The sequence below is a fragment of the Geodermatophilus sp. SYSU D00700 genome (genome assembly GCF_054050255.1).
Genome location: NZ_JBJGZA010000065.1, coordinates 1 through 12485 on the forward strand (window position 1 = coordinate 1; position 12485 = coordinate 12485).

At 75.4% G+C, this 12485-nt stretch carries 11 protein-coding genes; 8 read left to right on the plus strand and 3 right to left on the minus strand.

Translation table 11 applies throughout. The features are described from left to right. Positions 1 to 124 precede the first annotated feature (124 nt). Positions 125 to 832: a hypothetical protein gene (locus ACI79V_RS23985; RefSeq protein WP_456893391.1), complete on the minus strand. Its 708-nt coding sequence runs from the start codon at positions 830 to 832 to the stop codon at positions 125 to 127. Between the two features lie 185 nt (positions 833 to 1017). On the opposite strand from ACI79V_RS23985, the gene ACI79V_RS23990 reads away from it, so the two are divergent. The 8 genes from ACI79V_RS23990 to mnhG all read left to right on the plus strand — a co-directional run bounded on the left by ACI79V_RS23990 (position 1018) and on the right by mnhG (position 9281). Beyond that, positions 1018 to 2193, plus strand: coding sequence for a sensor histidine kinase (locus tag ACI79V_RS23990; protein ID WP_456893393.1), 1176 nt, complete (start codon positions 1018 to 1020; stop codon positions 2191 to 2193). Then, complete coding sequence (locus ACI79V_RS23995; RefSeq protein WP_456893395.1) at positions 2190 to 2849, plus strand: response regulator; 660 nt, start codon at positions 2190 to 2192, stop codon at positions 2847 to 2849. The genes ACI79V_RS23990 and ACI79V_RS23995 overlap by 4 nt, the downstream gene beginning before the upstream one ends. 74 nt (positions 2850 to 2923) lie before the next feature. Beyond that, the gene (locus tag ACI79V_RS24000) at positions 2924 to 5800 is read left to right on the plus strand and encodes a Na+/H+ antiporter subunit A (RefSeq protein ID WP_456893397.1); all 2877 of its coding nucleotides are present in this window, start codon (positions 2924 to 2926) and stop codon (positions 5798 to 5800) included. After that, positions 5797 to 6288, plus strand: a complete 492-nt coding sequence (locus tag ACI79V_RS24005; RefSeq protein WP_456875352.1) for a Na(+)/H(+) antiporter subunit C — start codon at positions 5797 to 5799, stop codon at positions 6286 to 6288. Before ACI79V_RS24000 ends, ACI79V_RS24005 begins: the two co-directional genes overlap by 4 nt. Further along, entirely contained in the window at positions 6285 to 7982 is a 1698-nt protein-coding gene (locus tag ACI79V_RS24010) for a Na+/H+ antiporter subunit D (RefSeq protein ID WP_456893398.1), read from the plus strand. The genes ACI79V_RS24005 and ACI79V_RS24010 overlap by 4 nt, the downstream gene beginning before the upstream one ends. Next, positions 7979 to 8545: a Na+/H+ antiporter subunit E gene (locus ACI79V_RS24015; RefSeq protein WP_456893400.1), complete on the plus strand. Its 567-nt coding sequence runs from the start codon at positions 7979 to 7981 to the stop codon at positions 8543 to 8545. Before ACI79V_RS24010 ends, ACI79V_RS24015 begins: the two co-directional genes overlap by 4 nt. After that, on the plus strand, positions 8542 to 8871 hold the full coding sequence (locus tag ACI79V_RS24020) for a monovalent cation/H+ antiporter complex subunit F (protein WP_456893402.1): 330 nt from the start codon (positions 8542 to 8544) through the stop codon (positions 8869 to 8871). The genes ACI79V_RS24015 and ACI79V_RS24020 overlap by 4 nt, the downstream gene beginning before the upstream one ends. Further along, complete coding sequence (mnhG, locus tag ACI79V_RS24025; RefSeq protein WP_456893404.1) at positions 8868 to 9281, plus strand: monovalent cation/H(+) antiporter subunit G; 414 nt, start codon at positions 8868 to 8870, stop codon at positions 9279 to 9281. The genes ACI79V_RS24020 and mnhG overlap by 4 nt, the downstream gene beginning before the upstream one ends. A gap of 33 nt (positions 9282 to 9314) precedes the next feature. Here mnhG and leuA read toward each other — a convergent pair whose 3' ends face one another. Together leuA and ACI79V_RS24035 are read right to left on the minus strand one after the other, a co-directional pair. Beyond that, positions 9315 to 11054, minus strand: coding sequence for a 2-isopropylmalate synthase (gene leuA, locus ACI79V_RS24030; protein ID WP_456893406.1), 1740 nt, complete (start codon positions 11052 to 11054; stop codon positions 9315 to 9317). A gap of 178 nt (positions 11055 to 11232) precedes the next feature. Further along, complete coding sequence (locus tag ACI79V_RS24035; RefSeq protein WP_456893408.1) at positions 11233 to 11892, minus strand: helix-turn-helix domain-containing protein; 660 nt, start codon at positions 11890 to 11892, stop codon at positions 11233 to 11235. Positions 11893 to 12485 lie beyond the last annotated feature (593 nt).

Sequence of the window (12485 nt, forward strand, 5' to 3'; positions counted from 1 at the left end):
CTTGCGGGGGGCGCCCCGGGGAGGCGCGCGGGGGGCCCCCGGCGCCCCCCCCCCCCCCCCGGCGCCCCCCCCGGGGGGGGGGGGGGGGGGCCCCCCCGCCACGATCAGGTCACCTGATCCCGGATCAGGCGGCGACGGCGGCCTCGGCGCGGGCGCGGGCGAGGATCCGCAGGCCGACGACGACCGCGGGGACGGCGCCGACCAGCGCGAGGGCACCGTGGGTCAGCGGCGAGAAGGGGATCACCGCGGAGGCCACGAGGCAGCCCACGGTCGGGACCAGCAGCCACCAGCCGGTGACCCCGGCGCGGGCCAGACCCACGTAGCCGACGATCGGGCCGAGGAGCCCGAACAGCGTCAGCACGCCGACGACCGCGACGCCGGGGTCGGCCCCGACGGCGTCGTAGAGGCCCAGGGCGGTGGCCGGGTCGAGCTCGCGGCCGATGGCGCCGGTCCAGTAGTCGTAGAGCACGAAGCCGGCCACGGTGACCAGGCCGATCGCCGACATCAGCGCCCCGACGACGGTCGGGATGCGGCCGCGGCGACCGCGGACCAGCGTCGGGACGGCCAGCCAGGCCAGGGCCAGCGCCATGTTGCCGTAGTGCAGCAGCATCGCCGAGAGCGTCGTGCGGCCCTCGTCGCGACCCAGGGCCGCGATGTAGTCGGCCGCGGCCTGGGAGTCCTGCGGCGGCGAGGTCACCATGCCGGCCACGTAGAGCAGCGAGCCGGCGATCAGCGCACCGCCGGCGATCGGCAGCATGAGCGAGCCGGCGCTGCGGACCGGGCGGTCCGCGGTGGCGGCGGGGGTGCGGGTGGGGAGCGGGGAGGTGGTCATCGGTCCTCGTCGGTCGGGCACCACGTCGGTGCGGTGCGTCGGCGAGGACTCTGCGGCCGGACCCGTACCGGGCACGTCCGTCGCGGCGGACCGATCGCCGTCCGTCGCACGGGGGAGGCGCCGCGCCCGTCCATCGGCCGCGTGGGTGATCCCCGGTGACCTCCGCGGCACCTACCGTGCTCGCCGTGCCCCGCTGGTCCTCCTCACCCACCGCGCGCCGGCTCGTCTGGCCGGTCGTCGGGCTGCTGCTCGCGCTGCTGTCGCTCGTCGAGACGGCGATCGACGAGGCGTTCGACTTCCCGCTGCACACCGCGCTGCCCGGCGTCCTCGTCGGCGTGCTCGTCGCCGCCTGCGTCCCGGCGCCCGAGGCGGCCGCGGTGCTCGGCGCGCTGTCGGTGCTCGGCAACTACGCGCTGGGCACGCCCGGCCCGGGCGGCGCCCAGCTGGTCGGCATGGCGCTGCTGGTCGGGCACGCGGCCGCCGTCCTGCCGCTGCGGCGCGGGCTGCGGGCCGCCGTCGTGGCCACGCTGGTCGTGGTGGTCGCGGGCGTCGCGTTCGGCCCCTCGACCTGGGAGGGCGTGTTCTACCTGCTCGTGACGGCGGCGGCCTGGGGCGTGGGGGTGCTCGTCCGGCAGTCGCGCGAGCGCGCGCGGGAGCTGCAGGTGCTCGCCGCCCGGCTGGCCGAGCAGCAGGAGGCGGTCGCCGCCGCGGCCACCACCGCCGAGCGCGCCCGGATCGCCCGCGAGGTGCACGACTCGGTCGCCCACGCGGTGAGCGTCATGGTCCTGCAGATGGGCGGCCTGCGCCGGCTGCTGCCCGACCACCCCGAGGCCCAGGACGTGCTCCTCGGGCTGGAGCGGCTGGGCCGGGAGTCGGTCGACGAGATGCGCCGGGTGGTCGGCATCCTGCGCGAGGGGGCGGCCGGGGACGCCGGTCCGCAGCCCTCGCTGGCCCGGCTCGACGCCGTCCTCGCCGAGCTGCGGGCCGGCGGCATGCCGGTCGAGCTGGTCGTCACCGGTGAGCCGGCCGAGGTGCCGCCGCTGGTCGACGTCTCGGCCGTGCGCGTGGTGCAGGAGGCGCTGTCCAACGTCGTCCGGCACGCCGGCGCCGCGGCCACGCGCGTGGAGGTGGCCTGGACGCCGGGCCGGGTGACGGTCACGGTCACCGACGACGGCCGGCCGCGCCTCGAGCCCGCCCCGCACGCCCCGGGCGGCCACGGGCAGCTGCACATGCGCGAGCGGGTCGCCGTCGCCGGTGGTGACCTCGACGTCGGCCCGGTCCGCGGTGGCGGCTACCGGGTGCGGGCGGGCTTCCCCGTGCCGGCGCCGGTCGCCGTGCCGCCCGCGGCGGTGGGCGCGTGACGATCCGGGTGGTGCTGGTCGACGACCAGTCGATGATCCGCACGGGGCTGCGCATGGTCCTCGCCGCCGAGCCCGACATCGAGGTGGTCGGCGAGGCCGCGGACGGGGCCGCCGGGGTCCGGGTGGTCACCGAGCTCGTGCCCGACGTGGTGCTGCTCGACGTCCGCATGCCCGGCACCGACGGGCTCGAGGCCGCGCGGCAGATCCTGGCCGGGGGCCTGCCGACGCGGGTCGTCGTCCTCACCACCTTCGACGAGGACGAGTACGTCACCGCCGCGCTGCGCGCCGGCGTCAGCGGCTTCCTGCTCAAGGTGGCCCCGCCGGAGGACCTCGTGGCCGCGGTGCGCACCGTGGCCGCCGGCCAGGGGCTGCTGGACCCGGCGGTGACCCTGCGGGTGATCCGGTCCTTCGCCGGCGCCCCCGCGGCCGACCCCGGCCGGGCCGCCGCGCTCGCCCAGCTCACCGAGCGGGAGACCGACGTCCTCGCGCTCGTCGCCGCCGGGCTGAGCAACGCCGAGATCGCCGCCCGGCTCTACCTGGGCGAGGCGACGGTGAAGACGCACGTGAGCCGGGTCCTGCTCAAGCTGGGGCTGCGCGACCGGGTGCAGGCGGTCGCGTTCGCCTACGAGTCGGGGCTGGTGACACCGGGTAGATAGGCTGGGGCCTGCCGCCGGCCGTCGCCGACCGACGTCTGTGGTCCCCGAGCCGCCCTCCGACTCCCGGGAGACCCGTGATCGCACTGCTGTCCCTCCACCTGCTGGCTGCGCTGCTGGCACCTCTCCTCGTGCGGTGGTCGGGCAGGCAGGCCTTCCTCGTCCTGGCGCTGGTGCCGGCCGCCGGCTTCGTCTGGACGGTGCTGCAGCTGCGCACCGTCCTGGCCGGCGACGAGGTCCGCGAGACGGTGCCCTGGATCCCCGCCCTCGACCTCGACGTGGCGCTGCGCCTCGACGCCCTCGCGCTGACCTTCGCGGCGCTGGTGACCGGGATCGGCGCCCTGGTCTTCGTCTACTGCGCACGCTACTTCGAGCCCGACGACGAGGGCACCGGCCGCTTCGCCGGCAACCTCACCGCCTTCGCCGGGTCGATGCTGGGCCTGGTCCTGGCCGACGACCTGCTGCTCCTCTACGTCTTCTGGGAGCTCACCACCGTCTTCTCGTTCCTGCTCATCGGCGGGTCCGGACGCCGGCTGGCCTCGCGGCGCGCGGCGTCGCAGGCGCTGATCCTCACGACCGCCGGCGGGCTGGCCATGCTGGTCGGACTGGTCCTCGTCGGGCAGGCCAGCGGCTCGTTCCTGCTCTCCGAGGTGGTCGCCGACCCCGGCAGCGGCACCGCCATGGTCGCCGGGACCGCGTTGGTGCTCGCCGGGGCGGTCACCAAGTCGGCGATGGTCCCCTTCCACTTCTGGCTCCCGGCCGCGATGGAGGCGCCGACGCCGGTGAGCGCCTACCTGCACGCCGCGGCCATGGTGAAGGCCGGCATCTACCTCGTCGCCCGGCTGGCGCCCGGCTTCGCCGACGTCCCCGGGTGGCGGCCGGTCGTGCTGGGGCTCGGGCTGGCCACGATGCTCGTCGGCGGCTACCGCTCGCTGCGGCAGAACGACCTCAAGCTGCTGCTGGCCTTCGGCACGGTCAGCCAGCTGGGGTTCCTGCTCGTCCTGGTGGGCGGGGGCAGCCGCGAGCTGGCCGCCGCGGGGCTGACGATGACCGTCGCCCACGCGCTGTTCAAGTCCACGCTGTTCCTGACCGTCGGGGTCGTCGACCACTCGACCGGCACCCGCGACCTCCGGCAGCTGTCCGGGCTGGGCCGGCGGCTGCCCGTGCTCGCCGGCGCCGGGCTGCTCGCCGGGGCGTCCATGGCCGGCGTCCCGCCGCTGCTCGGCTTCGTCGGCAAGGAGGCGGCCTTCGCCGCGCTGTGGGAGGGCGGGCTGCCCTCGCGGACCGCCGCCGCCTTCGAGCTGACCGGCCTGGTCCTCGGCTCGGTCCTCACCGCCGCCTACACCCTGCGCTTCCTGTGGGGCGCCTTCGCCCGCAAGCCCGGGGTCCCCGACACCGACCCCGCGCACCCGCCCGGCCCGCTGTTCCTCACCGCCCCCGGGCTGCTGGCCCTCGCTGGCCTCGCCGCGGGGCCGGCCAGCCCGCTGCTCGCGCCGCTGGTGACGACCTACGCGGAGGCGCTGCCGCTGCTGGCACCGGAGTACGAGGAGCTGGCCCTCTGGCACGGCTGGAAGCCGGCGCTCGCGCTGTCGGCGGTCACCCTGCTCGGCGGCGCCGCGCTGTTCGCGCTGCGGGACCCGCTGTACCGCTTCCAGCGGCGGCGGGCCGTCGGTGCCTCGGCCGACGAGGGTTACTGGAACGTCATCCAGGCGATCGACCGGCTCGCGGTTCTGGTCACCGGCACCACCCAGCGCGGCTCGCTGCCGGCCTACCTCGGCACGATCCTCGTCGTGGTGCTGGCCCTGCCCGGCACCCTGCTGCTCACCCGCGCCCCCTGGCCCGGCGAGTGGCGGGCCTGGGACACCCCGGTCCAGGCCGTCGTGGGGGTCGTCGTCGTCACCGCGGCGGCACTGGCCCTGCGGATCCGCCAGCGGCTCTCGGCCGTGCTGGTCGTCGGTGTGACCGGCTACGGCCTCGCGGTCGTGTTCGCGCTGCAGGGCGCCCCCGACCTCGCGCTCACCCAGTTCCTCGTCGAGACGCTGACCCTCGTCGTCTTCGTGCTGGTGCTGCGCAAGCTGCCCAAGGACATCACCGAGCGACACCGGCCACGGGAGCGCGCCGTCCGCGGCGTCATCGCCGTCGCCGTGGGGGCGTTCATGGCCGCCGTCGGGGCGGTGGCGCTGTCCGCCCGCACCGCGACGCCGGTGTCGGAGGGCTGGCCCGGCCCGGCCTACGAGTTCGGCGGCGGCAAGAACGTCGTCAACGTGACCCTCGTCGACATCCGCGCCTGGGACACCCTCGGCGAGATCTCCCTGCTGGTCGTCGCGGCCACCGGCGTCGCCAGCCTCGTCTTCCTCCGCGGGCGCACCGGCGGGGTCGACCGGGCGACGCGGGCCGACCTGACCCAGCGGGCCCGGCACGGCCGGCGGGCCCCGCGCAACCGCTGGCTGGCCGCCACCGCGACCCTCGACCCGGCCCGCCGCTCGGTCGTGCTCGAGGTGGTCACCCGGATCCTCTTCCACACGATCGTCGTGTTCTCGCTGTACCTGCTCTTCTCCGGGCACAACGAGCCCGGCGGCGGGTTCGCCGGCGGCCTGGTGGCCGGCCTCGCGCTGGTGCTGCGCTACCTCGCCGGCGGTCGCTACGAGCTCGGCGAGGCCGCGCCGGTCGCCCCGGGGCTGCTGCTGGGCAGCGGGCTGCTGTTCGCCGGCGGCACCGGCGTCGTGGGGCTGGCGCTGGGGGCCGGGGTGCTGGAGACGGCGATCCTGGAGGCCACGGTGCCCGTCCTCGGCGACGTCAAGCTCGTGACCTCGCTGTTCTTCGACATCGGTGTCTACCTGATCGTCGTCGGCCTGGTCCTCGACGTGCTCCGCAGCCTCGGCGCCGAGCTCGACCGCCAGGAGGACGAGGCCGACCCCGTCGAGCTCACCCCCGGGGAGATGGTGCTGCGATGACCCCCACGGTCGTGCTGCCGCTGATGATCGGCGGTCTCTACGCGGCGGGCGTGTACCTGCTGCTCGACCGCAGCCTGACCCGCGTGCTGCTGGGCTTCGTCCTGCTCGGCAACGCCACGAACCTGCTGCTGCTGTCCAGCGGCGGGCCGGCGGGCCTGGCGCCGATCCTGGGCTACTCCGACCCCGAGGAGATCAACGACCCGCTGCCGCAGGCGCTGATCCTCACGGCGATCGTCATCACCTTCGGTGTCTCGGCGTTCCTGCTGGCGATCATCCACCGCTCCTGGCGACTGGTGCGCGAGGAGGTCGTGGGCACCGACGAGGAGGACCGCCGCGTCGCCGCCCGGCGGGCCACCGACGCCGACGAGCTCGACCCGGACGAGCTGTCCCCCGACGACCGCATCGCCGGGCACGCCGACAGCCTGTCCCGGGAGGCCGAGGACCTCGCCGACGACGTCGACCTGCCCGCCGGGAGCGCCCGCCGGTGATCGAGGTCCTCGCCCCGCTACCGGTGCTCCTCCCGCTGCTGGGAGCCGCCGGCGCCCTGCTGGTCAGCGGGCACCCCACGTTCCAGCGGACGCTGAGCACGGTGGTGCTCACCGCGGTGCTCGGCGTCTCGGTGGTCCTGCTCCTCGTCGCCGACGCCGAGGGGGCGAGCGCGGTCTCCGTCGGTGGCTGGCCGGTGCCGCTGGGCATCGTCCTCGTCGTCGACCGGCTCTCGGCGCTCATGCTCGTCGTCGCCTCGACCGTGGCGCTGGGCGTCCTCGTCTTCGCCATCGGCCAGGGCGCGGCCGACGGGCAGGAGGAGACGCCGCTGTCGATCTTCCACCCGACGTTCCTGGTGCTGGTCGCGGGCGTGGGCAACGCCTTCCTCGCCGGCGACCTGTTCAACCTCTACGTCGGCTTCGAGATCCTGCTGATGGCCTCCTACGTGCTGCTCACCCTGGGCGGCACGGCGCCGCGCATCCGCGGCGGCATCACCTACATCGTCGTCAGCCTGACCAGCTCGCTGGTGTTCCTCGCCGCGATCGCGCTGACCTACGCGGCCACCGGCACGGTGAACATGGCCCAGCTGGCGGTGCGGCTGGGCGAGCTGCCCGAGGGCACCCAGGTGCTGCTGCAGTCGATGCTGCTGATCGCCTTCGGGATCAAGGCCGCGGTCTTCCCCCTCTCGGCCTGGCTACCCGACAGCTACCCGACCGCCCCCGCCCCGGTCACCGCGGTCTTCGCCGGCCTGCTCACCAAGGTCGGCGTCTACGCGATCATCCGCACGCAGACCCTGCTGTTCCCCGACGGCGCCCTCGACGACCTGCTGATGTGGGCGGCCCTGGCCACGATGCTGATCGGCATCCTCGGCGCGGTCGCGCAGAGCGACCTGCGCCGGATGCTGTCGTTCACCCTGGTCAGCCACATCGGCTACATGGTGTTCGGCATCGCCCTGGGGACGGCGGCCGGGCTGGCCGGAGCCGTGTTCTACGTCGCCCACCACATCGCCATCCAGACCACGCTGTTCCTGGTCGCCGGGCTGGTCGAGCGCCAGGGCGGCACCACCTCGGTCAACCGCCTCGGCGGGCTGGCCCGGCGCGCCCCGCTGCTGGCGGCGCTCTTCTTCGTGCCGGCGATGAACCTCGCCGGCATCCCGCCCCTGTCGGGCTTCATCGGCAAGCTCGGCCTGCTGCAGGCCGGGGTCGCCGAGGGCAGCGCGCTCGCGTTCACGCTGGTCGCCGGCGGGGTGGTCACCAGCCTCCTCACCCTGCTGGCGGTCGCCCGCGTCTGGACCCGCGCCTTCTGGCGTCCGCCGAGCCAGCCGCCGGCCGAGGACACCGCGGCCGCCGCGGCCGCCGACGCCACCTCGCGCCGCCGCCCGGGCGGGGGAGCCGGTGACGACGGCGCGGCGTCGGGCGACGGCCGGCCGCGCACCGCGCTGCAGGACGCCTGGCGGCGGCACACGGCGGTGGCGACGGCGGCCGAGCCCGACCTCCCGCCCGCGGCCGGGGCGGTCCGGGCGCTGCGCCCGCTGCCGCGCACGATGGTCGGTGCGACGACGGCTCTGGTCACGCTCACCGTCGCCCTCACCGGGCTGGCCGGGCCGCTCTACGGCCTCGCCGACCGGGCCGCCGTGGACCTGCTCGACCGCACGCCCTACCTCACGTCGGTGTTCGGGGCGGGTGAGGCGGCGTGAGCGTCGAGCCCGCGGCCACCCGGCTGCGCCACCAGGTCCCGCTGGTCGTCTGGCTGGTGCTGGTGTGGGTGCTGCTCTGGGGCACCTGGTCCTGGGCGAACCTGCTCTCCGGCCTGCTCGTCGCGCTGGCCGTGCTGGTGTTGCTGCCGCTGCCGCACGTGGTCGGCGGCGCCCGGGTGCGGCCGCTGCCGATGCTGGTGTTCCTCGGCCACTTCGTCGTCGACCTGGTCCTCTCCGGTGCCGAGGTGGCCTGGCAGACGCTGCGCCCGGGCGGCGTCCGCAGCACGGCCATCGTGCAGGTGCAGCTGCGGGTGGACTCCGACCTGCTGCTGACGATGGTCGCCGAGGCGACCTCGCTGGTCCCCGGGTCCCTGGTGCTCGACCTGGACCGGGAACACCGGGTGATGACCTGCCACCTGCTGCCCGCGCGCGACCTCGACCACGTGGCGCGGAAGAAGGCCGGGATCCTCGTGGTCGAACGGCGCCTGGTCCAGGCGTTCGGCTCGGCCGCGGACATCGCTGCCCTCGACGGGCTCCGGAGCACGGGGGTGTCGACGCCGTGACGGTCGTGGACTTCGCGCTGTACGCGCTGATCGGCGGGGGAGCGCTGCTGGCGCTCGTGCGGCTGGCCCTCGGCCCCTCGCTGCTCGACCGGGTCGTCGCCACCGACACCCTGCTGGTCATCATCTCCGCCGGCCTGGCGGTCCACGCCGCGCTGGTGGGCGACCCGACGCTGGTGCCGGTGCTGGTCGTCGTCTCGCTGCTGGCCTTCGTCGGCTCGGTGTCGGTGGCCCGGTACATCGGCGGGATGCTGCTGCGCTCGGCCAGCGGGGACGGCCGCGACCTCGGCCTGCCGGTGGCCGCGGAGGAGCGGGAGACCGGGTCGTGACCGCGGTGACCGATGTCGTGGCCCTCGCCTGCCTGCTGGCCGGCGCCTTCCTGTGCCTGACCGCCGGGCTGGGGCTGGTGCGGTTCCCCGACGTGCTCTCGCGGATGCACGCCGGCACCAAGCCGCAGGTCGTCGGGGTGCTGCTCGTCATGGTCGGGGCGGCGATCCGGCTCGAGGGCTGGGCCAACGCCTGGATGCTGCTGCTGGTGGCGGCCTTCCAGCTGCTCACCGCGCCGGTCAGCGCGCACCTGGTGAGCCGAGTGGCCTACCGCCGCCGGCACGTGCGCCGCGACCTGTTGCTGGTCGACGAGTACCGCGGCGCCGGGCACCAGGACGAGCGGCACCACGGCGACGAGCCCGGCGACGCCCCGCCCGAGGCCGGCCCGGCGGGATCGCCGGGACCCCGCTGAGCCGGCCTCGGGTGACTGGTCCGGGGAGCCGGGTCAGCCCCGCTGGGCCCGGTTGACCGCGGAGACCACCGCGCGCAGCGAGGCGCTGACGATGTTCGGGTCGATCCCCACGCCCCACAGCACCCGGTCGCCGACGGCGCACTCGACGTAGGCGGCCGCGCGCGCGTCCCCGCCGGCCGACAGCGCGTGCTCGGCGTAGTCCAGGACGCGGACGTCGACGCCGAGGGTCGCCAGCGCGTCGACGAACGCCGCGATCGGGCCGTTACCGCGACCCTGCACGGTGACCGGGACGCCGTCGTCGACCAGTTCGACCACCATCTCGTCGAGCTGCTCGCCGTGGGCGGTGTGCCGGTGGCCGCTGAGGGCGAACCGGCCCCACGGGATCTCGGGGTCGGGCAGGTACTCGTTGCGGAAGGCCGCCCACATCTGCTGCGCGGTGACCTCACCGCCCTCGTCGTCGGTGTGCCGCTGGATGACCGCGCTGAACTCGATCTGCAGCCGCCGCGGCAGGTCGAGGTGGTTCTCGGTCTTCATGATGTAGGCGACGCCGCCCTTGCCGGACTGGCTGTTGACCCGGATGACGGCCTCGTAGCTGCGGCCGACGTCCTTGGGGTCGATCGGCAGGTAGGGGACCGCCCACGGCATCTCGTCGACGCTCCTGCCGGCGGCCTGCGCGTCGGCGGCGAGGGCCGTGAAGCCCTTGTTGATGGCGTCCTGGTGGGAGCCGGAGAAGGCGGTGTAGACCAGGTCGCCGCCATAGGGGTGCCGCTCGTGCACGCCCAGCTGGTTGCAGTACTCGACGGTGCGGCGGATCTCGTCGATGTCGGAGAAGTCGATCTGCGGGTCGATGCCCTGGCTGAACAGGTTCAGGCCCAGGGTGACCAGGTCGACGTTGCCGGTGCGCTCGCCGTTGCCGAACAGGCAGCCCTCGATGCGGTCGGCGCCGGCGCGGTAGCCCAGTTCGGCGGCGGCGACGGCGGTGCCGCGGTCGTTGTGCGGGTGCAGGCTCAGCACGACCGCGTCGCGGCGGGCCAGGTTGCGGTGCATCCACTCGACCTGGTCGGCGTAGACGGTCGGCTCGGCCATCTCCACGGTGGCCGGCAGGTTGAGGATGGTCGGCCGGTCGGGCGTGGGCTCCCAGACGTCGGTGACCGCGTTGCAGATCTCCGCGGCGAAGTCCAGCTCGGTGCCGGTGAAGGACTCCGGGCTGTACTCGAAGCGGACCTCGGTGTCGCGCAGTTGCTCGCCCAGCTTGCGCACCAGCTGGGCGCCGTGGACGGCGATGTCGACGATGCCGGCGCGGTCGGAGTCGAAGACGACGCGGCGCTGCAGCGTGCTCGTCGAGTTGTACAGGTGGACGATCGCCTGCTTCGCGCCGCGCAGCGACTCGAAGGTGCGCTCGATCAGCTCGTCGCGGGCCTGGGTCAGCACCTGGATGGTGACGTCGTCGGGTACCAGGTCGTCCTCGACGAGCTGGCGGACGAAGTCGTAGTCGGTCTGGCTGGCGGCCGGGAAGCCGACCTCGATCTCCTTGTAGCCCATGCGGACCAGCAGGTCGAACATCCGCCGCTTGCGGTCGGGCGACATCGGGTCGATCAGGGCCTGGTTGCCGTCGCGCAGGTCGACCGCGCACCAGCGCGGCGCGACGGTGGTGACCCGGTCCGGCCAGGTGCGGTCGGGCAGGTCGATCTGCTCGAACGGGGCGTAGCGCGAGATCGGCATCCCCGAGGGACGTTGCGGGTTGCGGGCGTGCGGGTGCTGCGGGCTGCTCACGATGGTCTGACTCCTCTGGCGCGGGCTGGACTGTCGCTCCTGTGGGGGCGGTCAGCGGGCACCGGGACGTCATCGACCACGGCAGGATCTCCGCGGCGAGGGAGCCGACCTAGGAGGAGGCCTCGCCGCGGCGGGTAAGCAGGAGGCTGCCGCGCACGGAGCCCACGGTAGCAGCGGGTCAGCTCAGGTCGCAGCCACACGCGCAGTCGGGCGCGTGTGGGGCGGGCGTCGCGGCCCGGCCCGGCGCCGGCGGGGGCTCGTCGAGCAGCAACGCGTCGCAAGCCGGCGGGCACACGCACTGGAACTCGGCGGCGGGCCGGAGGAGCCCGGCCGCCCGCCGTCGCTCGAGCTCCTCCTCGCGGGCCCGCCGCGCGGCCGCCCGGCGGGCCCGAGCCCGGTCGGCGAGCGAGTCGCCCGGCTGCGGCAGCTGGTGGTCGTCCGGGGTGCCGCGGCGTGCCCGTGCCTCGTCCCGGTGCGACCGGACGCGGGTGAAGGTGTAGGTGACCGGCTCGCGGTCGAACCGGTGCGGGCCGTGCCACCAGCCGTCGTCGCCGTGCCGGGTGTCGAGGTGGGCGGGAAAGTGCCGCCCTCCGCCGTCCCGGACGGCTGCGGCGTCCATCGGCGACACCTCCCGCCCCTCGGCGTCGAGCAGCGCGAGGCGCAGCCCGGCCACGGCCGCCAGCCGGGCCAGCGCCCGGGCGTCGAGTCCTCGCGTGCCGGCCTCGGCGGCGGCGATCGTCGCCCGGGGCGTGCCGGTCGCCTGCGCGATCTCGCGCTGCGAGAGGTCGGCGAGGCGCCGGATGCGGCGCAGGAGGCCGGACAGGTCGAGGTCGGACACGTCGCCAGCATCGGGTCGGTGCGCTGCGGACGGTCCCAGGCATGTGGAACTGGGGACAGTGGTGCTTTGCACACAGGTGTGGTCAGAGCTCGAGGGTCGTTGGCGGTAGGGGCCCTCGCTGACTCGTGCTCTGCACACCGGTGTGGGCAGAGCACTACTGCGCGCAGGACACCACACCGGGGAGCCGGGCGGCGGCGCGGAGGAGGCGCCGGCTCCCGGTCCGCGGCGGGCGGCGGCTCAGAACTCGCCGCGGCGGCGGAGGCGGAGGGGGCGGCCGTCGGGGTCGTCGACCAGCCGGTACAGCGGCGTGGCCCACAGCCGGGTGGCCAGGGAGAGCTGCTCGGGGCTGTGGTGGCGCAGCCGGCCCCGCGGGCGCGGGCCGCTGCGGCCGCTCTCGTACCAGGCGTCGAGCTCGGCGGCCTGGGCCTCGAGGGTGGCGACGAACGTGTCGGGGTCGAGCAGGTCGATGTCCTCGCTGCCGTCCTCGGCCCGGTCGGGGGGGGGGGGGGGGGGGGGGGGGGGGGGGGGGGGGGGGGGGGGGGGGGGGGGGGGGGGGGGGGGGGGGGGGGGGGGGGGGGGGGGGGGGGGGGGGG